We start from the raw sequence: 23,453 nt of genomic DNA, 5'->3' as shown, positions 1-23,453 counted from the left end.
CCGATGGCAGAGATTGATGAACTCCGAGCTCAGCCTCAGGATATTTTAGCGGAGCAGTCCGTCTTAGGAGCCATTTTCATTGATGAGAGCAAACTGGTCTTTGTTCGTGAGTATATCGAGCCTGCTGACTTCTTTAAGTATGCCAATCGCTTGATTTTCAAGGCTATGATTGACTTGGCTGACCGTGGGGATGCCATTGATGCAACGACTGTACGCAATATTTTGGATAGTCAGGGTGACTTGCAGAATATCGGCGGTCTCAGCTACTTGGTGGAAGTAGTCAATTCTGTGCCAACCTCTGCCAATGCTGAATACTATGCTAAAATCGTTGCAGAAAAGGCCATTCTAAGGCGGCTGATTTCGCGTCTGACAGAGTCTATCAATCAAGCCTACGATGGTGACCGGCTGTCAGAAGAAATTATCGCTGGAGCTGAAAAAGCTCTGATTGATGTCAGCGAAACAGCCAACCGCAGTGGCTTTAAAAATATCCGTGATGTGCTGAATCTTAACTTTGGCAATCTGGAGGCTCGGTCTCTGCAGACATCAGATATCACTGGGATTGCGACTGGCTATCGTGAGCTGGACAAGATGACGACTGGTCTGCATGAGGAAGAATTAATCATTTTGGCGGCTCGGCCAGCGGTCGGAAAGACGGCCTTTGCTCTTAATATTGCTCAGAATATCGGAACCAAGCTGGATAAGACTGTAGCCATTTTCTCTCTGGAAATGGGGGCGGAGAGCTTGGTGGACCGGATGTTGGCTTCTGAAGGGGTGATTAACTCTCATTCCATTCGTACGGGGCAACTGACAGATGAAGAGTGGCAAAAATATACCATTGCGACAGCTAATCTGGCCAATGCTAGTATTTATATCGATGATACACCAGGGATTCGGATTACGGAGATTCGCTCGCGGGCTCGAAAACTGGCCCAGGAAACGGGCAATCTAGGGCTGGTCTTGATTGACTATCTGCAGCTGATCACAGGAACTGGTCGTGAAAATCGCCAGCAAGAAGTTTCGGAAATTTCCCGACAGTTGAAAATCTTGGCGAAGGAGCTCAAGGTGCCGGTCATTGCGCTGAGTCAGCTCTCGCGTGGCGTGGAGCAGCGGCAGGATAAGCGACCAGTGCTGTCTGATATTCGGGAATCAGGTTCCATTGAGCAGGATGCGGATATCGTTGCCTTCCTTTACCGGGATGATTATTATGATCGAGCTGGTGAGGAGGAAGAAGGCATTCCCAACAACAAGGTTGAAGTCATTATCGAGAAAAACCGGAGTGGGGCGCGTGGTACAGTAGAGTTAATTTTCCAGAAAGAGTATAATAAATTCTCAAGTATTTCCAAAAGAGAGGACGAATAAAGATGAGTGATGCATTTACAGATGTGGCAAAAATGAAAAAAATCAAAGAAGATATCAAGGCGCATGAAGGACAAATCGTCGAGATGACACTGGAAAACGGTCGTAAGCGCCAAAAAAGCAAGCAAGGCCGTCTGATTGAAGTCTATCCGTCTTTGTTTATCGTGGAATATTCCAATGAAGGCGGTCAGCCAGGGGAAATCTCTAATACCTATGTAGAGTCTTATACTTATTCTGACATTTTGACAGAAAAGAACCTCATCCGTTATTTTGATGAATAGAAAGGTCCGGTGGGCCTTTTTACTTATATTTGAAGCAATTCCTCAGTCAAATCGACTTATATAGAGGATGATAAGCAAAGAAAACAGGTGGTCATCATGATTAAAAATTTGGTTTTTGATTTGGGCAATGTTCTGATTGAATGGAATTCTGAGAAAATCTTGACATATTTTGAACCTGAGAAAGAGCGGCAGCAGGTTCTTAGGCAGGTCATTTTTGAGTCGGGTGTCTGGCATCAGACGGACAGGGGAGAGCGGAGTTTGAAAGAAGCTTGTGAGGAAGTCCTGGCTCAGTTGGACGTCTCCTATCATTCTGCCGTTAAGAATATCCTCTATCACTGGTATGAGGTTGTGCATGTTTACAGTGGTTTACAGGAAAGGATTCGGCTATGGTCTGATCAAGGTTATCGAATCTATATCTTGTCAACCACTTGTGAGATTTTTTATCATATTGAAAAAGCTGGTTTGTTGCCCATTTACCCACTGCTGTCGGGCTATATCCTTTCCTCAGAGGTCGGTGTCGTCAAGCCAGAAGCAGAGATTTACCAAAAGCTGTTGAAAAAATATAATCTGAATCCAGTAGAATCCGTCTTCATTGATGATATTCAGGCTAACTTAGATACGGCAGCTGAATTGGGCTTTGAAACCATCTTATCCACAAGCGAGACAGAGAATATCAGGGCTATGGAGACTTTGCTGGCTGCGAAAGGAAAGTTTGACTGATTGATGATCGTTTGCTTTACTTATCGTTGAAAAGGAGTGAGTCCAAGCTCCAACCTTGACATTTGCTGATGATTGCGCTATCATAGTCCTATATATGGGAGTCTGTGTACAGTCTGAGAGGAAGTGTAAGCTTCGACCGCACCTGATCTGGGTAATGCCAGCGTAGGAAACATACCGAAAAATGTGGTATTTGTGCGCCTTTTCCATATACGGAAAAGGCCTTTTCTTTTATCATCTTTATCGAATGGTGATATCTTGAAAAATTGCAGCGCTAAAATGCAGGAAGGGAGGAAAATTGTTCTAATGAAAGCACTACAAAGGCTGATGCGACAGCAAATCGGTTTCTTAGGTATGTTGGGTGTACTTGTCATCTGGCAGGTCATGGGCTGGCTCAAGCTCTTGCCCAAGTTTATCCTGCCGACGCCTCTGGAAATCGGTCAGGCCTTTATCAGAGATGCTGGATTTCTAGCAAGTCATAGCTGGGCGACCTTAAAAGTAGCCTTGCTGGGTTTAGTCTTGGGCGTCATCTTGGCCTGTATACTAGCTATACTCATGGACAGCATGAGCTGGCTCAATGATCTAATCTACCCCATGATGGTCGTGGTGCAGACGATTCCGACCATTGCTTTGGCGCCAATTCTGGTTCTCTGGCTGGGTTATGGGATTTTGCCCAAGATTGTGCTGATTATTCTGACGACGACTTTTCCGATTATCGTCAGTATTCTGGATGGTTTTCGGCATTGTGATCGGGATACTCTGACTCTCTTTGAGCTTATGCAGGCCAATCGCTGGCAGATTCTCTGGCATTTTAAGATTCCAGCTAGTTTGCCTTATTTCTATGCGGGCTTGCGCGTCAGTGTTTCCTATGCCTTCATCACGACTGTGGTTTCTGAATGGCTGGGCGGTTTTGAAGGCTTGGGTGTTTATATGATCCAGTCTAAGAAACTTTTCCAGTACGACACCATGTTTGCCATTATCATATTGGTTTCGGTTATCAGTCTTCTGGGGATGAAGCTGGTGGCTGTCAGTGAAAAATATGTCATTAAGTGGAAATAGGAGCTCAGCTCTGCCATTTTCCAAAGAAAGAAAAGAGGATAATGATGAAAAAAAGTTATAAAGTGTTGCTGGCAGGTTTAGCTGCCGTGTCTATCTTTGGTCTAGCGGCTTGCAGTCAGTCAGGCTCGGAGTCAGCTAAGAAGGATAAAAAGATTGATTTTATCCTAGACTGGTCACCTAACACCAACCATACCGGCCTTTATGTGGCTCAAGAAAAGGGCTACTTCAAGGAAGCAGGCGTGGATGTGGATATCAAGTTGCCGCCTGAAGATAGCAGTTCGGATTTGATTATCAACGGCAAGGCACCTTTTGGCATTTATTTCCAGGACTCCATGGCTAAAAAATTGGATAAGGGCGCAGAAATCACAGCCGTTGCAGCCATTGTAGAGCATAATACTTCGGGCATTATTTCCAAGAAGTCTTCAGGGATTACTGGACCTAAGGACCTAGCTGGCAAGAAATACGGCACTTGGAATGATCCAGTGGAGCTAGGCATGCTCAAAACTTTGGTTGAAAGCCAAGGCGGCCAGTTTGATGAAGTGGAAAAAGTTCCTAACAACGATTCTAACTCTATTACGCCGATTGAAAATGGTTTGTTTGATGCGGCCTGGATTTATCATGGCTGGGACGGCATCATGGCAGAGACGCAAGGCATGGACACTAATTTCTTTTACATGAAGGACTATGTCAAGGAGTTTGACTATTATTCTCCAGTGATCATTGCCAATAATGACTATCTCAAGAAGAATCCGGACGAGGCGAAAAAGGTCCTGCAGGCTATCAAGAAGGGCTATCAATATGCCATGGAGCACCCTGAAGAAGCAGCGGATATTTTAATCAAGCATGCGCCGGAATTGAAAAACAAGCGCGACTTTGTCTTGGCTTCTCAAAAATATTTGTCCGAGCAATATGCATCAGATAAGGACAAGTGGGGTCAGTTTGAGGCTAGCCGTTGGAATGCCTTTTACAAATGGGCCAAGGATAAGGGTATCGTGGACAATGACTTGAGTGACAAGGGATTTAGCAACGATTATATAAAATAATGACAGAAATTAAACTTGAAAATATAAGCTATGCTTATGATGAGCAGCAGATTTTGAAAGATATCAGCCTACAGGTAGAAGCAGGCCAGGTCGTAGCAATTTTAGGGCCTAGTGGAGTCGGGAAAACGACCCTCTTTAATCTAATTGCTGGGATTTTGGAGGTCCAGTCGGGCAGGATTGTCCTAGATGGGCAGGAAAATCCCAAGGGCCGGGTGAGTTATATGCTGCAGAAAGACTTGCTGCTGGAGCACAAGACGGTGCTGGGCAATGTCATCTTGCCCCTGCTAATCCGAAAAGTATCCAAAAAGGAAGCGACGGAGCAGGCAAGTCAGATTTTGAAGGAGTTCGGGCTCTTTGATGTGGCAGACAAGTATCCACATGAGCTGAGCGGGGGGATGCGGCAGCGCGTGGCTCTGCTGCGGACCTATATGTTCGGTCACAAGCTATTTCTTCTAGACGAGGCCTTTAGTGCTCTGGATGAGTTGACCAAGATGGAGCTGCACGCTTGGTATCTGGATATTCATCGTAGGCTGGGTCTGACGACTCTTCTCATTACTCATAGCATCGAGGAAGCTCTGGCTCTCAGCGACCATATCTATATTCTGAAAAATCGGCCTGGGGAAGTCGTTGCAGATCTCCAACTGACTTGGTCAGACAGTGAGGATAAGGAATTGCAGAAGCTGCGATACAAGCAGGAGATTTTGAGGATTTTAGGAGTGTGAAGCAACTGTTGGAATTCCTTTGCTTTAAAGAAACAACTTTAATCAAGCCTTTTGGCTTGATTTTTTGGATGAGCCCCTTTACTTTTGACTTTATTCATGGTACAATAGCCTTTGTGTGAAATAGCAGCAGGAAAGCATGGAGCTCGTCAACAGAACATCAGCTATAAAAGTAGCCTTAGCTGTTTGGGCGAAAATGTTCTGCACGAATCAGGGCTTTCTAAGTGACTATTTCCTCAAAAATATTTTACAGGAGGACATTTTTATGTCACGTTATACAGGACCATCTTGGAAACAAGCTCGTCGTTTAGGTCTTTCTCTTACTGGTACAGGTAAAGAATTGGCTCGCCGTAACTATGTACCTGGTCAACATGGACCAAACAACCGCAGCAAATTGTCAGAATACGGTTTGCAATTGGCTGAAAAGCAAAAACTTCGTTTCACTTACGGTGTAGGTGAAAAACAATTCCGTAACTTGTTTGTTCAAGCTTCAAAAATCAAAGAAGGAATCCTTGGTTTCAACTTCATGCTTCTCTTGGAGCGTCGCTTGGATAACGTTGTTTACCGTCTTGGTCTTGCGACTACTCGTCGTCAAGCTCGTCAATTCGTAAACCACGGTCACATCCTTGTTGACGGCAAACGTGTTGATATCCCATCATACCGCGTAACTCCAGGTCAAGTAATCTCAGTTCGTGAGAAATCATTAAAAGTGCCTGCAATCCTTGAAGCTGTTGAAGCAACTCTTGGACGTCCAGCATTCGTATCATTCGATGCTGAAAAATTAGAAGGTTCATTGACTCGCCTTCCAGAGCGCGATGAAATCAACCCAGAAATCAACGAAGCACTTATCGTTGAATTCTACAACAAAATGCTTTAATTTGTATTTGTTCAGAAGTCGGTTTCTCGGCTTCTTTTTTAATATTCTCAGTGAACTAATAAAGCTGATTTTAACAAAAAAATGTTAATGGATTGAGACAGCTGTTTTGGGAAATTATCTGATTTTTTCTGCTCCTATCCAATCAGGTGAGACACTCTGTAAAGATTTTTTCCAGCTTTTTTACGGAAGATTTGCTGAAATGGTGTATAATGGGGACAAGACACAAACAGAAAATTGTATGAAAGGAGTAGCGATGAAGGTTCTAGTGACAGGAGCGACTGGCTTTCTAGGAAAGTATGTTGTTGAAGAGCTGGCTGAACAAGGCTATCAGGTGCGGGCTTTTGGTCGTAATCTGAAGGCTGGTCGGCAGTTAGAAGGTCCTTTAGTAGAGTTTTTTGCTGGGGATTTTACCAGAGAAGAAGAAATTTTTGCAGCCTGCGAAGGAGTGGATGCAGTGGTGCACGCTGGTGCTCTCTCAACGATTTGGGGACCATGGGAGCAGTTTTATCAGACTAATGTAGTAGGAACCAAGCTGGTTATGGAAGCTTGCCGACATTTTGGAGTGCAAAGACTGGTCTATATTTCCTCCCCAAGTGTTTATGCTGCGGCGCGTGATCAACTCGCTATCAAAGAAGAGGCTGCTCCTCAGGAGAATGAGCTGAATTTCTATATCAAAAGCAAGCTCATGGCTGAGCGGATTGTCGGAAGTTATCCTCAAGTTCCATCGGTTATCTTGCGTCCTAGAGGGCTTTTTGGTATTGGAGATACCAGTATCTTTCCTAGGATTCTGCGCTTGAGCCAAAAATTGGCAATTCCACTCATCAGAAATGGCCAGCAAATGATGGATATGACCTGTGTGGAAAATGTGGCCTTTGCTGTTCGACTGGCTTTGGAAATTCCAGAAGCGCAAGGACAAGTTTACAATATTACCAACGGAGAATCCCGTAGTTTCAAGGATATGCTGGATGAAGCTTTAGATGGTTTACAGGTTCGTAAACGTTATGTTAAGTTGCCTGCTGCTTTTCTAGGTATTCTGGCACAGGGATTTGAAAGCTTTTATCGCTTCTTTCATATTGAAAAAGAGCCACCGCTGACTCTTTACACCTATTACTTAATGCGTTATAGTCAAACGCTGGATATATCAGCAGCAGTAAGGGATTTGGGCTATCAACCCAAGTTGACAATCAGTGAAGGGATTGCAAAATATGTCCAACATTACCGAGAAAATTGAGTATCTTCAGCCTGGACGCTGCAGCAGTCACTTGCAGCAAATGTTTAAGGGAGTTGCTAAGAAAAAAATGATTTTTCCAGCTGGTGTTTTCCTCTTGAAGCATCGTGAGAAAGGCTATATTCTCTACGACACTGGCTATTCTCCAGCTATTCTGAAGCCCAATTTTAAATACTGGCTTTATGGTCTGGGAACGCCTGTTGATATGTCAGAAGAGGAGCGTGTAGATCGTCTGCTTGAGCAAAAAGGAATTGCGCCAGAAGATATTTCTTATGTCATCTTGTCGCACTTGCATCCAGATCACATCGGCGGAGCCGCTTTCTTTCCCAAGGCTCGCTTCATTCTGACCAAGACCGTCTTCAAAACGTATCAACATGCCAAGCTTAAGGATTTGATTTTCAAGGAATTTCTTCCGCAGGATTTTGAGAGTCGGTTGGAAGTGGTGGAACCTCAGCAGGTCCAAGCAGCATTCCTCTATCGCAAGACAGTTGACTTGTTTGGCGATGGCAGTATATATCTGGCCTCAGTTGATGGACATGCTGCTGGTCAAGCTTGTCTCTTTTTGCCAGATTATCATCTGTTTATCGGAGCTGATTTGTGCTGGGGCGTGGATCTGTTGCCGTATACCGAGCAGATGCGTTTCTTGCCGTCACTGATCCAAGATAACAAGGAAGAATACATGGCCGGTGTGGCCTTGCTTCGGCAGTTACTTGCTGTTGGCTATCAGGTGCTAGTCAGTCATGATCCGGCTGAGAGAGCGGAGCAGATTTTGTATGAAACTAGGAACATTTCTAAAAACCTTTAGCGTCATGCGCTGGGGGCATCGATTTAAGGATCGACAGGCCTTGGAACGCTATCAAGTCAAGGCTTTAGCAGCTTATCGGGAATTTCTGCAGCAGGAATCGCCTTATTTTAAATCAGGCATTCCAGCAGATTTTAAGATGAATAAGGCCTTTATGATGGAGCATTTCAATAAGCTCAATACTCAGGGACTGGATCGAGATGAGTTGCTAGCCTTGGCACTGGAGAGCGAGCGGACACGTGATTTCAGTCCCATGATAGGAGAAATTGCTGTCGGCTTGTCTTCGGGGACATCCGGTCACCGAGGTTTATTTGTCACCACTGAAAAGGAGCGGAGTATGTGGGCGGCAGCCATCTTGGCCAAGATGCTGCCTACAGGCAAACATTTTGGGCACAAAATCGCCTTCTTTCTTCGGGCAGACAACCAACTCTATCAGACTGTCAATTCAGGCTTGATTTCTCTGGAGTATTTTGATACTTTCCAGGGAGCTGAAGAACACGTAGAGCGCTTGAATGCTTACCAGCCGACGATTTTGGTAGCGCCAGCATCAATGCTCTTGGAGCTGGCAAAACAAGTCCAGGCAGGAAATTTGCAGATTGCCCCTAGCAAAGTCGTATCGGTGGCAGAGATTTTGGAAGAGCCAGATCGGCAGAGGATTCAAGCAGGTTTTGGTCTGAAAATGGTGGATCAGGTCTACCAAGCGACCGAGGGCTTTTTAGCCTGCAGCTGTGCCTACGGCAATCTTCATCTAAACGAAGATATTGTCCATGTAGATAAGCACTACTTGGATGATAGGCGCTTTTACCCAATTATTACGGATTTCAAGCGGACTTCTCAGCCAATTTTTCAATATGAGCTGAATGATATCTTGGTGGAAAATCCTGAACCTTGCCCCTGCGGTTCGGTCTTTACAAGGATTGACAGGATTGAGGGACGCTCGGATGATATTTTCATGTTTGAAAATGCTGCAGGTCAGTCGGTGGAGGTCTTTCCAGACTTTATCCGCCGCTGTCTGCTCTTAGTTGATGGGATTGGAGAATATCAGGTAGCTCAGAAGCAGGACTATTCGCTGACCATTGCTATCGAACATCGCAGTCAGCAGCGAGAAGACGAGATTATCCAGCAGTTTCAGAATTTGGCGACTGATAAAGACTTTCTTATGCCGGCTATTTCTTTTGAAGATTATCAGCGGGACAGAAGCCGTAAGTTGAAACGTATCTATCGGGCTTAAGAATGCTCCAAGTGGAAAAACATATGAATCAGAGGCTGAAGTGCTTTGGCAGTTTACCTAGCTATTGAGCAGCCCCAAGTCTGACAAGAAGGAGTTTAATATGACTGCAGTAAAGAATCATATAAAGATAGTTGGTTATGGTACGCATCTACCTAGAAATACCGTGACTTTTAAGGATCAGACTCGGTATCGGGTGGTGGAAAATGAAGAAACCCAGCTTTCCATGGCGGTTAAGGCGATTGAAAAAGCCTTAGAGCAAGCGGGCTTGACAATCAAAGACATCGATTGTATCGTGTCAGCCAGTGCGGTGGGCGTCCAACCTATTCCTTGTACCGCTGCCCTGATTCATGAGTTGGTAGCTAAGGGGCTGTCCATTCCAGCCATGGATATCAATACGACCTGCACCAGTTTTATCTCTGCATTGAGTCTCATGTCTCATTTGTTGGAGGCTGGTGAGTACCAAAGGATCCTCATCGTGTCCAGTGAGGTTGGAAGTTTGGGTCTCAATCCCAATCAGAAGGAAAGTTTTGAGTTGTTCAGTGATGGGGCTGCGGCTTTGATTTTTGAAGCAACAGAGGAAGAGAGAGGTGTCATCTCCAGCCTGCAGCGGACCTGGTCTGAGGGAGCTCATGATACAGAGATTCGCGGTGGTTTGACGTCTTTTCAGCCTAAGGAGTATTCGGATGTTACCAAGACTCACTACATGTTTGACATGAATGGTAAGAAGATTCTCTTGCTCTCTGCCAGAAAAATTCCGGAAATGTTTAAAGAGTTTAAGGAAAAGAGTGGTCTCAGCCTGTCTGACTTGGATTATATCATTCCGCATCAGGCTAGTCGTGCCCTTCCAATGGTCATGCGCAGCTTGGGCATTCCTGATGATAAATACCTTAATATTGTGCAAGACTATGGGAATATGGTGTCAGTGGCAGTGCCTTTTTCTCTCTGCTATGCTCTGGAGCGCAATCTAGTCAAGGAAGGGGACACCATCGCTCTGATGGGAACAGCGGCTGGTATGACAGTTAATATGCTGGCTATGAAACTATAATGCAATAAAAATAGGGTGTACAGAACCAAAAGAGGTTTTGTACACCCTGTTTAATTTTTCAAAATATTAGAAGAGCTGTAATTCAATGAATTAGAGCAGCTTCTTACAGCATTTTCAAAAGAAATTCTGCTATTTGTTCAGGACTTTCTTTTTTTCCTCTAGCAATCCACATTTGGCAGACACCAAAGAAGGCATTGGCGAGAAAGACTCTGCTGTATTCTTTTTCAAAATTATTGTAAACACGTCTACTAAAACGGTCCTGCAGACTATCTGCCAACATTACCTGCAGCTTATGGCGCAGAAAATTCTGAATCTCTTTCGTGCCGTTTTCTGTCAAAAGAGCAGCCAAGAGTGGCTCTAGCTGGAGGAACTGAAAGACCTCTGTAATCGCAGTTTGAACATCTTCTTGATTATTCTCAAAAATATATCCCAACTGATGAAAGAGGTTTTGCTGATAACGTTCAATCATATCGTACTTGTCCTTGTAGTGAGTATAAAAACTACTACGGCTGATGCCAGCAGCTTGAGCTAGCTGTACAGTAGTGATATGGTCGAAGGACTGCTTATGCAGTAGTGAAACCATGGCTCTTTCAATAATAGCCTTGGTTTTTCGGCGTTTATTGCTTTCTAACATAAAATCTCCCTTTGAGGCTAAGCCTCAGTCTGCTCTTCAAGCTAATAACTATCATAGCAAACTACTTTTTCTTTTTCTCCGTGTACTATTATATCAAATGTTTTTCCAGTGGAAAAGAGTTAAATTCCGGAATTAAGCATAGATAGTCAAAATTTTATCTGAGTAGGCTTAGTCGACTGGTAAAATAATAAAGCCGAGGCTTAAAGTAAAGTCTCGGCTGTCGTTCAGAACATTATTTAAAGTAGAGGTAGTCAGGGTCAGGAGTGACATAAAGTAGCTCGCCTTCCTGTGAGAAGATAATAGAAATTTGTTCATTTTTATAAGAGTAAATTGTGTAGGTATTTTGTAATCTTGATGCTTGAGCAATGTCAACTACACCCGCTAAGAAAGCACGCGCTTGTTCGGTACTTATTTTTTGCTCCTGAACCAGTCTTTTAAGATTTTCTAATTCTTTGTTTTGGAAGGCTTCATATTCAGAAGCGAGATCGGTGCTTATTTTTTCTGGTTCGCCGAGAATACTTTTGACTTTTTCTTGGGTATATCCTTTAAATTCAGGAATTTGAGCTTCAAAACCGCCAGATTCATAGGATTGGTAATAGACCTTGGCATTGCCAGTCGCATAAATCTTATCATTCTAATATAATGCTGATTTTCTGTGTACCTACCTATGGGAAAAAACTTTTTATTTACAGATTGTTCAGAGATTAAAGACAGTAGGGCGAACTTATTCCGCTTCCCTACAATCTTTTTAAACAAAATTAGACACGGTGTCCAATTTTTAAAAAATAAACTTGTAATAATTTTCGATTGGTGTATAATCAATTTTATCGAAATTTGGACACTGTGTATAATTTTAGGAGGTAGATATGTTAAGAGAATGGAAAGCTATTTTAAAAAAGCCGACTTTTATCATTGTGATGTTGGGAGTCTCTATGATTCCAGCCTTGTATAACGTTATTTTCTTGAGCTCCATGTGGGATCCATATGGAAAGGTATCGGACTTGCCAGTGGCGGTCGTCAATCAGGATAAAGCTGTAACTGCTAGTGGTAAGACCTTGTCTATAGGCGAGGATGTTGTTTCCAGCCTCAAGGAAAATAAAAATCTGGATTTTCACTTCGTCAGTAAAGAAGATGCTCAAAATGGTCTGGAAAAGGGTGATTACTACATGGTTGTGACGCTTCCAAGTGATTTATCTGAACGTGCAGCCAGTATTTTGACTGATAATCCTCAGCAAATGAAGATTGATTATCAAACGTCTAGCGGACACAGTTTTATTGCTGGTAAGATGAGTGATTCAGCTATGGCTTCTTTGAAGCAGACGGTGGCGCAAAATGTGACGGATACTTATACAAGCGTCATATTTAAGAATATGGGGGACCTAAAAACTGGCTTGGTGAAAGCATCCGATGGTGCTCAGCAATTAGCATCAGGCAGCCAACAACTAGGTTCAGGCAGTCAGACAATTGCGGATAACTTAAGAACTCTGAATCAAGCTACAAGCAAATTATCATCCGGTGCAGCTCAATTTAACACAGGACTACAGACTTATACTGGGAGTGTTGCACAAGTATCGTCTGGACTGGGTAGTTTGTCAAATGGGATAAACACTTATGCAAATGGTGTAAGTACTGTGGCCACAGGTGCAAATCAGCTGTCGGGTCGATCAGCAGACTTATTGGGTGGAGTCCAGCAGCTCACCCAGTCAGGAGATGGAGTTCAGGCCTTATCGACAGGTGTAACGAATCTGAATACTGGTTTGGCTACATTAAAGTCATCGGTAGATACCACCTTAGCTAACAACCAGCAAAATGTGAGTGATTTAGCAAATGGTTTGACACAGTTGAATGCTAGTATTCAAGCTGCAGCAAGTGACTCAGCTGTTTCGACAGACAGCATTGAGGCTTCACTGACTAGCATAGCAGCATCCGCTCAAGCCATTATCAATAATAATCAAGATGCCAAGGCCGCAGCTTTGGCAAGTGTTCAAGCTACGAGCGCTTATCAAGGGCTTTCTAGTGAGGCTAAGGCTGAGATTGATGCAGCAGTTGGTGCTAGTCAAGCGGGAAGTGATCAATCTGCTCAGACGATTTTATCAGAAATCGATACGATGAGGGCTTCTCTTGAAACGATAAAAGGCGCTAGTCAAACAAAACTTAGTCAGTTAGAAGGTGCATCAAATCAAGTTCTGCCACAGGCAGCTAACATGATTAATGGCCTTTATAATGGCTTATCAACGGTGAGTACTGGCCTCGGTTCAGCAAGCGGAGGAGCCAATCAACTAGTCGCAGGTGTAGATACCCTAAATGAAAAATTAACGACTGGCGCGACACAATTGGAACAAGGGGTGACAAGCTATACCAATGCAGTCGGTCAGCTATCTGAGGGGACATCAGCTTTGGCAAGTAAGAATCCTGATTTGCTAGCAAATACAACAAAATTAGCAAATGGGGCTGCCCAATTAACAGATAAATCGCCAGAATTGACCTCTAGTTTCGAGAAATTAGCAGATGGAACCAATCAATTAGCGAGCGGTACAGAAAAGCTGGCTGATGGCAGCAGTGCTTTAACAGATAATCTCTCTAAACTTACTGTGGGAACGAGCGATTTGTCCAATGGCCTCTCAGATGCAGGCGATAAATTGTCGACTGTTTCTACTAAGGAAGACAATGCAAAAACTCTGGCAGATCCTCTGACACTGAGCAAGACAGATGAGAATAAGGTAGAAAAAAATGGCATTGGGATGGCGCCTTATATGATTTCAGTAGCTTTATTTGTGGCAGCTATTTCAACCAATATCATCTTTAGCACACTTCCATCGGGTCAAGAACCTAAGACGAGACGAGACTGGCTGAAGGCCCGTATAGAGGTAAATGGAGTCATTTCTGTCGTAGCGGGTGTCTTGGTCTATGGTGCTGTGCACTTGATCGGCCTATCTGCTAACCATGAGTTGGCAACCCTTGGTTTGATTGTCCTAGCCAGCATGACCTTTATGGCTCTTGTGACGGCTTTGGTTACTTGGGATAGCAAGCTCGGCGCCTTTGCTTCTCTGATTCTCTTGCTCTTACAGCTGGCTTCTAGTGCAGGAACTTATCCATTGGAGCTGACTAGTAAGATTTTCCAAGTTATCAACCCTTGGCTGCCGATGAGCTATTCTGTATCGGGCTTACGCCAAACGATTTCTATGAACGGGCAAATTGGTAGTCAGGTACTCTTCCTTGCTTTTGTTTTAGTTCTTTTCATGGCACTTGGTACTCTGGTCTATCGAACAGATAAAAAACAGCTAGCTTAGGGCACGTGCTTTTATGAATCTGTAAAAATGTAGATGAAAAGTCTATCTGTAATTCGTTTACTTTTTCTCTAATCAACATCTCCTGAAAAGGGAGATGTTTTGTTTTCTTTAAGTTTTCTTTATCTTTCTTTTAAGTTTTCATCTTTAAAATTGCATTACATTCAAGAAAGATAGAGAGGTGAGAAGCCCATGGCAGAAAAAAATTTTCAACATCATTTTCAGCGCTTTGAAACCAAATACATCATTTCCAAGGAAACCTTGCTGGATCTATTGCTAGAGTTTGAAGGCTATCTGGTGGAGGATGAGCGAGCTTATTCGAGCATTAACAATCTCTACTACGATACGCCGTCTTATCAGCTCATTCGTGAGTCCTTGGAAAATCCTCACTTTGATGAGAAGGTGCGTTTGCGAACCTATCAAGAGCATCCGACCGAGGATAGTCAAGTCTTTTTGGAAATCAAGAAAAAGACAGAAGATCTGGTCACCAAACGCCGGCTTGCAGCAGATTTACTGACAGCGGAAGCCTATCTGGACGGTGATTACAGTCAGCTGGCTGACCTTCAGATAGATAAGGAAATGGCCTGGTTGACCCAGCATTTTGGCCATATTCAGCCTATGATGTATATCGGCTACAATCGTTATTCGATGAAAGGGATTGAGGATGAGCGGATTCGGATTACCTTTGATCACGACCTGACCTACCGTCCTTATGATCTGAGTCTCTTAGACGGTCGCCATGGAGATCATCTCCTGCCAGCAAATCATGTCATCATGGAAGTTAAGATTCCAGAAGCCTGCCCGCTATGGCTGAGCGAGATCATGGATCGCTACCAACTGTCTCCAAGCTCTTTCTCCAAATATGGCTTTGCCTATAAAAAGGCAAACTGTATCAGCAGTAAATAGAATAGATAGGAAAATAAAAATGAAACAATCAAAATCAACCCTTAAAAAAATTAAATTGATGATTCCACTGGTCTTGATGACAGCAGTACTGGGAGCCTGCAGCGCAAATGCCAGCAGCTCTACAGCTTCAAGCAGCACTCAGACTGCTAATGCCACCAACACCAGTCAGACCAAGACAAATACTTCTGATTACTTTGCCTCAGAGGACTCAGACGCTTCTTATGATGAGTCTAAGGCGACAACCATCAGCCTGAGTGGCTCTAGTGCTAAGGCCTCTGGTGACGGGGCTAGTGTCTCCGGCTCGACTGTGACAATCTCAAAGGCTGGAACTTATGTCGTTTCCGGAACGAGTGAAAATGTGCAGATTGTTGTCAAAGCAGGTGATAGCGACAAGGTCCAAATCGTCCTAAATGGTGTAACCATGAGCGGGACAGACGCAGCTATTCTAGTAGAAAATGCGGGTAAAACAAGCCTAACTCTGGCTGACGGCAGTCAAAACATCATCTCAGACTCATCAAATCACAGTAATACGGATGCAGATGCAGCTATCTATAATAACTCTGATCTGACTCTCAATGGTTCTGGAAGCCTGACAGTTGACGGCAAGTATGAAACAGCGATTAAGTCTGAGCAGACCTTGCGGGTGACAGGTGGTACCTATACACTCAAGGCAGCTAAGAATGGTCTGTCAGCAGCTTCAGCCATTAATATCAAGGACGCTACTATTGATATCACAGCGACAGAAGATGCCATCCACGCGGACAATGATGAAGATACTTCTCTGGGGAATCTCTATATCCAGTCCGGCACCATCACGATTAATGCTGGTGATGATGGTCTACACGCTAGCAATATTGCTTTGATTGATGGTGGAACGATTACGGTTTCCAAGAGTGTAGAAGCTCTGGAAGGAACTAATGTTACCATTAACGGCGGCAAGCTGGACCTTTATGCGACAGATGATGGTATCAATGCAGCTAGTGACGTAACTGGAGCTGATATCTTTATCAAGATTACCGGTGGCGATATCAAGGTCGAGGTCGGTGAAGGCGATACCGATGCTATCGATTCCAACGGCGATGTCATTATGTCAGGAGGAAACTTAGATATTACTTCTACGGTATCTGCCTTTGACTTTGATGGAACGGCTACCTACACTGGCGGTACTATCACGGTCAATGGTGAAAGCCGAACAGAAATCACAGCCGACGGACCTGGCGCTGGTGGACCCGGTGGCGGCGGTGCCCCGGGCGGTCAAGGCGGTTTTGGTGGACGATAAGAAATAAGGCAGTTCAATTTGAACTGCCTTATTAATTTATGAAAAAGACGGGGATGCAGCTATGTTTCTGCAAAGCAATCTTTTATAGAAGACTTAAGAGGGACGATAAATTTTCTATGGTGAAATCAGGTTTTTCTTCTAGTCGTTGGGGTTGGTAATAAGCACTAAAACCTTGTTTTAACCAGATAGTTGTCATTCCTAGTGCTTTAGCAGGTATGATATCATTGTCTATTCGATCACCAATCATAACAGCTTGTTGAGCAGGGCAATGAGCTTTCTCTAAAGCTAAAGTAAAAATGGCAGGGGAAGGCTTGGCAAGTCCGAACTCTGCAGAAGAGACAACTAAATCAATCCATTGATATAGTCCCATTTTTTTCAAACGTTCTTTTAGGCCAGGTAGTTGGTTGGCGATGATTCCGATTTTATATCGGTTGTGCAATTCTTTTAAGACCACTTGGGCATCTGGGTATAATTTCTCCAAATTAGAGTTCCAAATGGGACGTTCTAAGTTAAATTCTTTTATTGTCTCCAAGTCTCCCTTTTTGCCTTCTTTAAACAGTTCAACCATACGAGCATAAAAAATATCGTAGTTAATATTTGTCCCTGTAATTGCTCTCCTAATTCTATCTTGATAGGCTTCTTTTTCATCAATCAAAGTAGAGCCAATGTCAAAAAACAACCATTTATGAGCTGACATTTTACTACCTCCACAGTAATTATGACATGCCTTACTCATCTATCTTAATCAACATCGTCTCCGTATCCACGGTCACTTGAGCACCGATGGTAATGGTAAAGAGTGGCTGAGTATGGGCAAAGTCCAAGTCATAGAGGACGGGAATCGTCTTTAGAATTGGATGTTTGTCCAAGATATAAAGGAGCAGCTCCTCTGTCATCTGACATTCTTTTGGAAAGCGGCCGATGAGAAGGGCCTGCGGGTTAGGATAGGCCTGAAGGAGGGCAGCTAAATTGCGCTCAAACTCCACATAATGATCTTCCTCCGCCTCTTCAACAAAGAGGACATAGTTTTCATCTGTTGGGGCATAGGGCGTACCACGTAGGAGCGAGAAGGTGGAAAGATTACCGCCGATAACAGTGGCTTGGGCTTGTCCGTGATGATAAACTTTCCACTCCGTCTTATGGAAGGTCAGTGGGGCATCAGGCAGATACCAAGCATTGTCGCCCCATTTTTCACTAGGAGTCAATTCATAAGAAGTCTGGCTGACGGCCTTGAGCCAGCTCTCAGTCTGATAGTCCTGCAGGGCATCCATTTTAAAGCTGGAGTAGGACGGTCCCATGTAGGTTTTCATGCCGGTCTTGCTATAGATAGCGCTGAGCAAGGCAGTAGTATCCGAGTAGCCGCAGAAAATCTTAGGATTTCTAGCAATCAACTCAAAGTCCAGATAGGGCAGTAGCTCATTGCAGTTGAAACCGCCGATAGTAGCCAGAATGGCATCAACGGAGTCATCCGAAAAGGCAGCATGAATGTCTGCCACCCGGCTTTCGATGGAGGCAGAGCCTAATATATCATTTTCCAGATAATGCTCCGAAAAAGACACGGTAAATCCTAGCTTTTCCAAACGCTCCTTGGCGGCTAGATTGGCCTCAAAGCCACCGATGTGTTCGATTGACAACGAGGGGCTGACGACCCGAATGTGCATACCAGGTGTGAGTTTTTTCATAGGGACCTCCTTGTGATAAATTTTTATAGAATATCATAGCACAAAGGCCAAGGCCTGTAAAGCAATCTTAGGGCATTACGGGAATTTTTATTAAAAAAGGGAGCCGCTGAGGACTCCCTGATTGTATATATTCTTTTCTATGATTTATTCGCTGAGCTTAATGCTGCCGCTTTGAGCGTTGGCAGTAAGTGTAGTTGTCGGATTTTCGACTTTACGGATGGCAGAGCCGCCAAGTTCATCGCCTTTGGTGTGCTCTACACTCATACCACTAGGGATGTCAATTTCACCTAGATCCGTTTTCAGATCAAAGGATAGCTGCGACAAACTGCCAGAAACCAGATGCAGATTAATATCGCCCAATTGGTCAGTGATAGAGATTGTACCAGCTAATTCCAACTGTTCAGAGTTCAGTGAGCCACTTGAGATTTTCAGAGTGCTGTCGGAGATTTTGCTGGTGTTTAGGTTTACTTCTCCTAGAGAGCTTGCTATTTCGCCAGATGCGAACTGGCTGTTGCTCAGAGTGATGGTACCCGAAGAAGCATTGATTTTTCCAGCGTTAATCTGACTGTTATTAAGGGTAATGTCTCCCAGAGAGTTCTTAAATTTACCAGATGCGAATTGGCTATCATTCACAGTCAACGAGCCATTGGATAGAGAGAAGTCAGCATTTTGGGCTGACAAATTGGACAGCGTAACATCTCCTAATGATGAACTGCCGCTGAATGTCTCAAGCTTGGTCCCCTTAGGCAGGGAAAGCTGCACAGTACGCTTCCCTTGAGATTCTTGGTCAAATAAGCTGAGTAAGGAGCGGATGCCAGCGCTTATGTGGAAGGAACCTGCACCATCTTCCTTGATATTTAAGTTTCCGTTTTCAGAACTTGTCGTGATTTTTCCAAGCGAACTTCCATCAATCTGATAGTTACTATCGCTTTGGTAATAGGTCAAGTGAGCCTTGTCATCAGAAGATTCGCTGATGACGAGGTTTCTAGCTGCTAAGTTAATATTTAGGGAAGAAAGATCAGAGAAACTTTCTTCTTTTTTCGTGAGTTTTACCTTGCTCTTGGCAGAATTGACCAAGTCGTTGACACCGCCTGTCATGGAGCCGATAGTTGTCAAGGCTCCACCAAAGAGGCAGGCTAAAATAGCTGCAGATAAAAGAGGTTTTTTCAATTTGATGTTAGCCATGACGTGCTCCTTTCTTTGCGAAAAGTTGAGCTAGTTTGACAAAGCCAGCCTTGCCAAACTGAGTAACAGGAGAAATGCCTGCGTAGAAGATGCCGGACAGTCCCAGAGCTAGAACACTGAGCCCCAGAGTGAACAGGAAGGCCGGGATCGATGTCGTCAGTCCCACTGTCAAAGTGTCCCAGATCAGGCTGATACCAAAGATAAAGAAGGCAAAGGCACCTATAGCCATGACTAGAGCAAAGATAAAGACTAAGAGGAAGAAAACAAAAGTCAAAAGTGCTGCTACTATAAAGAGCGGAATAGCCAAGGGTGCTGCCAAAATGGACAGGATAGCAATCTGGACGATGTTCTTAGTGTTTTTTGATGAACTGCTGTCTTGATTATCTTCCTCGACTTTTTTGTCTAAAAGATTCAACATAATCTCGTGGGCCGCTTCCTTAGGGCTGCCTAGATCAGCAATAGCGGCTTCCTCGCCCTCTGGGCCTACCTCGTCGAAGTACTCAGTGAAGTAATCCATAGTTTCTTCATAGTCCTTGCGTGGCAGTTTTTTTAGATATTTTTCTAGCTCAGCTAGATACTCGGTTCTTGTCATGACGGATGCTCCCTTCTATGATACCGCTGATGGTCATGGTATAAGTTTGCCACTCTTCTTTTAGAGTGAGTAGATGTTCATGCCCGTAGGCAGTGAGTGAATAGTATTTTCGTTTTCGTCCTTGGTACTCCTGCGAATAAGTCGTGAGGCAGTCATTTTGCTCCAGCTTCTTCAGAATAGGGTAAAGTGTTGATTCTTTGATATTGGCAATCAGCTTGATTGTCTGGCTGATTTCATAACCGTAGGAATCGTCTTTTTCAAGGATGGCTAAGATGAGAAACTCAATCAAAGCCGATGATGTGGGGAAAGACATAGGACCACCTCCTTGTGTAAAATATTTATATATAATCTTTCTATATATAGTCTACAACCTCTTAGGAAAAAAGTCAAGCAAAATATATAAAATTTTTATATATTTTTTGAAAAAGTCTTTTAATGACTGTTTATAAGGCACATCAAAGTACCTTTCTTCCTTACAAGAACTTTACATCTTCCTTAGCTTTTGTGTTGAAAACATCTTCCATAAAATGGTAAAATGGTGTAAGTCTAACTAAAAATATAAGAGAGATCAATGAAAAAACATCAAACCCTATATAAGTTTTTGGGCCAAACCCTACTATATTTTGTTATCTTTCTGGCCTTGCTTTATTTCTTTAGCTATCTAGGTCAGGGTCAGGGTGGCTTTATCTATAATGAATTTTAATGTGAGAGAGTAGGAAACAATGTCAAATAAAGTGATACATGATATGATTGAAGCGATTGAGCATTTTGCTCAGGTGCAGCCGGATTTTCCGGTCTATGATATTTTAGGTCAAGTTCATACTTATGGCGATTTAAAGAAGGATTCCGATTCGTTGGCGGCTCAGATTGACCGTCTGGGGCTTCCTGACAAGTCTCCGGTTGTGGTCTTTGGCGGTCAGGAATACGAAATGCTGGCTACTTTTGTGGCCTTGACCAAGTCTGGTCATGCTTACATTCCTATCGACAGCCACTCAGCCTTGGAGCGCGTGGCAGCGATTGTGGAAGTTGCTGAGCCAAGCTTGATTATTGCTATCAATGATTTTCCGCTGGCAGATGTGGCAGCGCCTATTTTCAGTGCGGAGCAAGTTCAGACGGCTTTCAGAGAGGGAGCATCCTATGAGCTTAGCCATCCAGTTCAGGGAGATGATAACTACTATATCATTTTCACATCAGGAACGACTGGCAAACCTAAGGGAGTGCAGATTTCCCATAGTAATTTGCTCAGCTTTACAAATTGGATGATTACGGATAAAGAGTTTGCAACTCCGGAGCGTCCTCAAATGTTGGCTCAGCCGCCTTATTCTTTTGACTTGTCAGTCATGTATTGGGCGCCGACTTTGGCCTTGGGAGGGACTCTCTTTGCCCTGCCTTCAGCTGTGACTCAGGATTTCAAGCAGCTGTTTGAGACGATTCTCAGTCTGCCTATTGCTATCTGGACTTCGACGCCTTCCTTTGCGGATATGGCCTTGCTGTCGGATGACTTTAACAGCCAGAAGCTGCCTCAGCTGACGCATTTCTACTTTGACGGAGAGGAGTTGACAGTCAAGACAGCTCAGAAGCTGCGCGATCGATTCCCTCAAGCTCGCATTATCAATGCTTACGGTCCGACTGAGGCAACAGTGGCCCTGTCTGCAGTAGCAGTGACAGATGAGATGCTGCAAAATTGCAAGCGCCTGCCGATTGGCTATACCAAGGCGGACTCTCCGACCTTTGTCATTGACGAAGAAGGGCAGAAGGTACCGAATGGCCAGCAGGGAGAAATCATCGTCTGCGGTCCAGCCGTATCCAAAGGCTATCTGAATAATCCTGAGAAGACAGCGGAGGCCTTCTTTGAATTTGAAGGTCTGCCAGCCTATCATACAGGAGATGTCGGATCGATGACAGATGAAGGCTTGCTGCTCTACGGTGGCCGGATGGACTTCCAGATCAAGTTTAATGGTTTCCGTATTGAGCTGGAGGATGTGTCACAAAACCTGAACAAATCGAAATACATTGATTCTGCAGTGGCTGTGCCCCGCTACAATAAGGACCACAAGGTCCAAAATCTGCTAGCCTATGTCATTCTCAAAGACGGTGTGGCTGAGCAGTTTGAGCGGGAAATCGATATTACCAAGGCAATCAAGGAAGATCTGCAGGATATCATGATGTCCTATATGATGCCGTCCAAGTTCCTCTATCGAGAGACTCTGCCTCTGACTCCAAATGGCAAGATTGACATCAAGGGGCTGATTAGCGAGGTCAATAAGCGATGATGGATTTCTTGAAACAGCTGCCTCACTTGGAACCCTACGGCAATCCAGTTTACTTTGTCTATATCGTTCTGGCAGTTCTGCCAATCTTTGTTGGACTTTTCTTTAAGAAGCGCTTTCCCCTTTATGAAGCCTTGGTCAGCTTGGTCTTTATCGTCTTGATGCTGACAGGTCCCAGTCTGGCGCAGCTTTGTGCTCTGCTGGGCTATGTCATCTGGCAGATAGTCTGGGTTTACTCATATAAGCTTTATCGCAGGTCGCGGGACAGCAAGTGGATCTTTTATCTGCATACCTTGCTGGCGGTTCTGCCGCTTGTGCTTGTCAAGGTAGAGCCCGCGATTAGCGGTCATCAGTCTCTCTTTGGCTTTTTGGGGATTTCCTATCTGACCTTTCGCTCGGTAGGGATGATGATTGAGATGCGCGATGGGGTTTTGACAGAGTTCACACTTTGGGAGTTCCTGCGTTTCCTGCTCTTCATGCCGACCTTTTCGAGTGGTCCCATTGATCGTTTCAAGCGTTTCAATGAAGACTATTTGAACATTCCCGAGCGCGATGAGCTGCTGGATATGCTGGAGCAGTCTGTTAAGTATATCATGCTAGGCTTCCTTTATAAGTTTATCCTGGCACATATCTTTGGGCATCTCTTGCTGGGGCATGTCAAGACCTACGCTCTCTATACCGGCGGTTTCTTTAATCTAGGAACTCTGGGCGTTATGTATGTCTTTGGTCTGGATCTCTTCTTTGACTTTGCCGGTTATTCGATGTTTGCGCTAGCTATTTCCAATCTCATGGGAATCAAGAGCCCTATCAACTTTGATAAGCCTTTTCTCTCACGAGATTTGAAAGAATTTTGGAATCGCTGGCACATGAGTCTGTCCTTTTGGTTCCGTGACTTTGTCTTTATGCGGCTGGTCATGGTCCTGATGCGCAATAAGGTCTTTAAAAACCGCAACACGACCTCCAGTGTGGCCTATCTGATCAACATGCTGATAATGGGCTTCTGGCATGGTGTGACCTGGTACTATATCGCCTACGGTCTCTTTCATGGAGCTGGTCTGGTCGTCAATGATGCCTGGCTGCGCAAGAAGAAAACGCTAAACAAAGAGCGCAAGGCTAAGGGGCTTCCGCCTCTGCCAGACAATAAATGGACTCAAGCTTTGGGGGTTGTGGTGACCTTTCACGCAGTCATGTTCTCATTTTTAATCTTTTCTGGATTTTTAAATGAGCTTTGGTTTAAAAAATAAAAATGAATGAGGAAGA

The 23,453-nt window shown here is 44.2% G+C and carries 24 protein-coding genes and 1 riboswitch; of the genes, 17 read left to right on the top strand and 7 right to left on the bottom strand.

The annotated features are described in order from the left end of the window. The first annotated feature begins 3 nt into the window (after positions 1-3). The 11 genes from dnaB (at position 4) to O3627_RS10130 (ending at position 10,358) form a co-directional block, all read left to right on the top strand. Complete coding sequence (gene dnaB / locus O3627_RS10180; protein WP_002894241.1) at positions 4-1,359, top strand: replicative DNA helicase; 1,356 nt, start codon at positions 4-6, stop codon at positions 1,357-1,359. 2 nt (positions 1,360-1,361) lie between these two features. Then, entirely contained in the window at positions 1,362-1,637 is a 276-nt protein-coding gene (locus O3627_RS10175; RefSeq protein ID WP_002894239.1) for a Veg family protein, read from the top strand. Between the two features lie 96 nt (positions 1,638-1,733). Beyond that, positions 1,734-2,357 carry an HAD family phosphatase gene (locus tag O3627_RS10170; RefSeq protein WP_002905662.1) on the top strand — a complete coding sequence of 208 codons (624 nt, stop codon included), beginning with the start codon at positions 1,734-1,736 and terminating at the stop codon, positions 2,355-2,357. 84 nt (positions 2,358-2,441) lie between these two features. After that, positions 2,442-2,543, top strand: a riboswitch (TPP riboswitch). 90 nt (positions 2,544-2,633) lie between these two features. Next, positions 2,634-3,413 (top strand): ABC transporter permease, encoded by a 780-nt coding sequence (locus O3627_RS10165; RefSeq protein ID WP_002918012.1) that lies wholly within the window; start codon positions 2,634-2,636, stop codon positions 3,411-3,413. 41 nt (positions 3,414-3,454) lie between these two features. Then, positions 3,455-4,456 (top strand): ABC transporter substrate-binding protein, encoded by a 1,002-nt coding sequence (locus O3627_RS10160; RefSeq protein ID WP_111676859.1) that lies wholly within the window; start codon positions 3,455-3,457, stop codon positions 4,454-4,456. After that, positions 4,456-5,178 (top strand): ABC transporter ATP-binding protein, encoded by a 723-nt coding sequence (locus tag O3627_RS10155; RefSeq protein ID WP_125382970.1) that lies wholly within the window; start codon positions 4,456-4,458, stop codon positions 5,176-5,178. Before O3627_RS10160 ends, O3627_RS10155 begins: the two co-directional genes overlap by 1 nt. 262 nt (positions 5,179-5,440) lie before the next feature. Beyond that, positions 5,441-6,052, top strand: a complete 612-nt coding sequence (rpsD, locus tag O3627_RS10150) for a 30S ribosomal protein S4 (protein WP_002899562.1) — start codon at positions 5,441-5,443, stop codon at positions 6,050-6,052. Positions 6,053-6,251: 199 nt separating this feature from the next. Then, a complete protein-coding gene (locus O3627_RS10145; RefSeq protein WP_125382971.1) occupies positions 6,252-7,283 on the top strand; it encodes an NAD(P)-dependent oxidoreductase in 1,032 nt (343 codons plus the stop codon). Next, a complete protein-coding gene (locus O3627_RS10140) occupies positions 7,258-8,085 on the top strand; it encodes an MBL fold metallo-hydrolase (RefSeq protein ID WP_185756152.1) in 828 nt (275 codons plus the stop codon). Before O3627_RS10145 ends, O3627_RS10140 begins: the two co-directional genes overlap by 26 nt. Continuing rightward, entirely contained in the window at positions 8,054-9,313 is a 1,260-nt protein-coding gene (locus O3627_RS10135) for a F390 synthetase-related protein (RefSeq protein WP_343092149.1), read from the top strand. The genes O3627_RS10140 and O3627_RS10135 overlap by 32 nt, the downstream gene beginning before the upstream one ends. 100 nt (positions 9,314-9,413) lie before the next feature. Further along, positions 9,414-10,358, top strand: a complete 945-nt coding sequence (locus O3627_RS10130; RefSeq protein WP_343092148.1) for a 3-oxoacyl-[acyl-carrier-protein] synthase III C-terminal domain-containing protein — start codon at positions 9,414-9,416, stop codon at positions 10,356-10,358. Between the two features lie 103 nt (positions 10,359-10,461). Here O3627_RS10130 and O3627_RS10125 read toward each other — a convergent pair whose 3' ends face one another. Both O3627_RS10125 and O3627_RS10120 read right to left on the bottom strand, forming a co-directional pair. Continuing rightward, complete coding sequence (locus O3627_RS10125) at positions 10,462-10,992, bottom strand: TetR/AcrR family transcriptional regulator (RefSeq protein WP_048773828.1); 531 nt, start codon at positions 10,990-10,992, stop codon at positions 10,462-10,464. Positions 10,993-11,224: 232 nt separating this feature from the next. Further along, positions 11,225-11,617, bottom strand: coding sequence for a DUF4947 domain-containing protein (locus tag O3627_RS10120; RefSeq protein WP_343092161.1), 393 nt, complete (start codon positions 11,615-11,617; stop codon positions 11,225-11,227). Positions 11,618-11,858: 241 nt separating this feature from the next. Between O3627_RS10120 and O3627_RS10115 the strand changes: the two genes are divergently transcribed. From O3627_RS10115 to O3627_RS10105, 3 genes are all read left to right on the top strand, one after another. Next, entirely contained in the window at positions 11,859-14,282 is a 2,424-nt protein-coding gene (locus O3627_RS10115) for a YhgE/Pip domain-containing protein (protein WP_343092147.1), read from the top strand. 189 nt (positions 14,283-14,471) lie between these two features. Then, the gene (locus tag O3627_RS10110; RefSeq protein WP_343092146.1) at positions 14,472-15,185 is read left to right on the top strand and encodes a polyphosphate polymerase domain-containing protein; all 714 of its coding nucleotides are present in this window, start codon (positions 14,472-14,474) and stop codon (positions 15,183-15,185) included. Positions 15,186-15,204: 19 nt separating this feature from the next. Continuing rightward, positions 15,205-16,464 (top strand): carbohydrate-binding domain-containing protein, encoded by a 1,260-nt coding sequence (locus O3627_RS10105; RefSeq protein WP_343093620.1) that lies wholly within the window; start codon positions 15,205-15,207, stop codon positions 16,462-16,464. A gap of 82 nt (positions 16,465-16,546) precedes the next feature. Here O3627_RS10105 and O3627_RS10100 read toward each other — a convergent pair whose 3' ends face one another. The 5 genes from O3627_RS10100 to O3627_RS10080 form a co-directional block, all read right to left on the bottom strand. Next, the gene (locus O3627_RS10100) at positions 16,547-17,200 is read right to left on the bottom strand and encodes an HAD family hydrolase (protein WP_268701890.1); all 654 of its coding nucleotides are present in this window, start codon (positions 17,198-17,200) and stop codon (positions 16,547-16,549) included. After that, entirely contained in the window at positions 17,193-18,146 is a 954-nt protein-coding gene (locus O3627_RS10095; protein WP_343092185.1) for a S66 peptidase family protein, read from the bottom strand. Before O3627_RS10095 ends, O3627_RS10100 begins: the two co-directional genes overlap by 8 nt. A gap of 144 nt (positions 18,147-18,290) precedes the next feature. Beyond that, positions 18,291-19,331 (bottom strand): DUF4097 family beta strand repeat-containing protein, encoded by a 1,041-nt coding sequence (locus O3627_RS10090; protein ID WP_125382984.1) that lies wholly within the window; start codon positions 19,329-19,331, stop codon positions 18,291-18,293. After that, positions 19,324-19,923 (bottom strand): DUF1700 domain-containing protein, encoded by a 600-nt coding sequence (locus O3627_RS10085; protein ID WP_125357283.1) that lies wholly within the window; start codon positions 19,921-19,923, stop codon positions 19,324-19,326. The genes O3627_RS10090 and O3627_RS10085 overlap by 8 nt, the downstream gene beginning before the upstream one ends. Beyond that, entirely contained in the window at positions 19,898-20,236 is a 339-nt protein-coding gene (locus tag O3627_RS10080) for a PadR family transcriptional regulator (protein ID WP_002899377.1), read from the bottom strand. Before O3627_RS10080 ends, O3627_RS10085 begins: the two co-directional genes overlap by 26 nt. Before the next feature lie 258 nt (positions 20,237-20,494). On the opposite strand from O3627_RS10080, the gene O3627_RS10075 reads away from it, so the two are divergent. The 3 genes from O3627_RS10075 to dltB are packed head-to-tail and all read left to right on the top strand — an operon-like array spanning position 20,495 to position 23,437. Then, entirely contained in the window at positions 20,495-20,626 is a 132-nt protein-coding gene (locus O3627_RS10075) for a teichoic acid D-Ala incorporation-associated protein DltX (RefSeq protein ID WP_002894209.1), read from the top strand. 19 nt (positions 20,627-20,645) lie between these two features. Further along, on the top strand, positions 20,646-22,196 hold the full coding sequence (gene dltA, locus O3627_RS10070) for a D-alanine--poly(phosphoribitol) ligase subunit DltA (RefSeq protein ID WP_125382986.1): 1,551 nt from the start codon (positions 20,646-20,648) through the stop codon (positions 22,194-22,196). Continuing rightward, positions 22,193-23,437: a D-alanyl-lipoteichoic acid biosynthesis protein DltB gene (dltB, locus tag O3627_RS10065; protein ID WP_125382987.1), complete on the top strand. Its 1,245-nt coding sequence runs from the start codon at positions 22,193-22,195 to the stop codon at positions 23,435-23,437. Before dltA ends, dltB begins: the two co-directional genes overlap by 4 nt. The last annotated feature ends 16 nt before the right edge of the window (positions 23,438-23,453 follow it).

Origin of the sequence: Streptococcus sp. 27098_8_82 (assembly GCF_041431615.1) — a bacterium.
Classification (GTDB): Bacteria; Bacillota; Bacilli; order Lactobacillales; family Streptococcaceae; genus Streptococcus; species Streptococcus sanguinis_K.
This window is presented reverse-complemented; position numbering and strand designations above follow the sequence as displayed.

What these genes read in the sequence shown, in the direction of transcription:
- dnaB (WP_002894241.1), top strand. Translation starts at nt 4, where the DNA reads ATGGCAGAGATTGATGAACTCCGAGCTCAGCCTCAGGATATTTTAGCG.
- O3627_RS10175 (WP_002894239.1), top strand. Translation starts at nt 1,362, where the DNA reads ATGAGTGATGCATTTACAGATGTGGCAAAAATGAAAAAAATCAAAGAA.
- O3627_RS10170 (WP_002905662.1), top strand. Translation starts at nt 1,734, where the DNA reads ATGATTAAAAATTTGGTTTTTGATTTGGGCAATGTTCTGATTGAATGG.
- O3627_RS10165 (WP_002918012.1), top strand. Translation starts at nt 2,634, where the DNA reads ATGCAGGAAGGGAGGAAAATTGTTCTAATGAAAGCACTACAAAGGCTG.
- O3627_RS10160 (WP_111676859.1), top strand. Translation starts at nt 3,455, where the DNA reads ATGATGAAAAAAAGTTATAAAGTGTTGCTGGCAGGTTTAGCTGCCGTG.
- O3627_RS10155 (WP_125382970.1), top strand. Translation starts at nt 4,456, where the DNA reads ATGACAGAAATTAAACTTGAAAATATAAGCTATGCTTATGATGAGCAG.
- rpsD (WP_002899562.1), top strand. Translation starts at nt 5,441, where the DNA reads ATGTCACGTTATACAGGACCATCTTGGAAACAAGCTCGTCGTTTAGGT.
- O3627_RS10145 (WP_125382971.1), top strand. Translation starts at nt 6,252, where the DNA reads ATGGTGTATAATGGGGACAAGACACAAACAGAAAATTGTATGAAAGGA.
- O3627_RS10140 (WP_185756152.1), top strand. Translation starts at nt 7,258, where the DNA reads ATGTCCAACATTACCGAGAAAATTGAGTATCTTCAGCCTGGACGCTGC.
- O3627_RS10135 (WP_343092149.1), top strand. Translation starts at nt 8,054, where the DNA reads ATGAAACTAGGAACATTTCTAAAAACCTTTAGCGTCATGCGCTGGGGG.
- O3627_RS10130 (WP_343092148.1), top strand. Translation starts at nt 9,414, where the DNA reads ATGACTGCAGTAAAGAATCATATAAAGATAGTTGGTTATGGTACGCAT.
- O3627_RS10125 (WP_048773828.1), bottom strand. Translation starts at nt 10,992, where the DNA reads ATGTTAGAAAGCAATAAACGCCGAAAAACCAAGGCTATTATTGAAAGA.
- O3627_RS10115 (WP_343092147.1), top strand. Translation starts at nt 11,859, where the DNA reads ATGTTAAGAGAATGGAAAGCTATTTTAAAAAAGCCGACTTTTATCATT.
- O3627_RS10110 (WP_343092146.1), top strand. Translation starts at nt 14,472, where the DNA reads ATGGCAGAAAAAAATTTTCAACATCATTTTCAGCGCTTTGAAACCAAA.
- O3627_RS10105 (WP_343093620.1), top strand. Translation starts at nt 15,205, where the DNA reads ATGAAACAATCAAAATCAACCCTTAAAAAAATTAAATTGATGATTCCA.
- O3627_RS10100 (WP_268701890.1), bottom strand. Translation starts at nt 17,200, where the DNA reads ATGAGTAAGGCATGTCATAATTACTGTGGAGGTAGTAAAATGTCAGCT.
- O3627_RS10095 (WP_343092185.1), bottom strand. Translation starts at nt 18,146, where the DNA reads ATGAAAAAACTCACACCTGGTATGCACATTCGGGTCGTCAGCCCCTCG.
- O3627_RS10090 (WP_125382984.1), bottom strand. Translation starts at nt 19,331, where the DNA reads ATGGCTAACATCAAATTGAAAAAACCTCTTTTATCTGCAGCTATTTTA.
- O3627_RS10085 (WP_125357283.1), bottom strand. Translation starts at nt 19,923, where the DNA reads ATGACAAGAACCGAGTATCTAGCTGAGCTAGAAAAATATCTAAAAAAA.
- O3627_RS10080 (WP_002899377.1), bottom strand. Translation starts at nt 20,236, where the DNA reads ATGTCTTTCCCCACATCATCGGCTTTGATTGAGTTTCTCATCTTAGCC.
- O3627_RS10075 (WP_002894209.1), top strand. Translation starts at nt 20,495, where the DNA reads ATGAAAAAACATCAAACCCTATATAAGTTTTTGGGCCAAACCCTACTA.
- dltA (WP_125382986.1), top strand. Translation starts at nt 20,646, where the DNA reads ATGTCAAATAAAGTGATACATGATATGATTGAAGCGATTGAGCATTTT.
- dltB (WP_125382987.1), top strand. Translation starts at nt 22,193, where the DNA reads ATGATGGATTTCTTGAAACAGCTGCCTCACTTGGAACCCTACGGCAAT.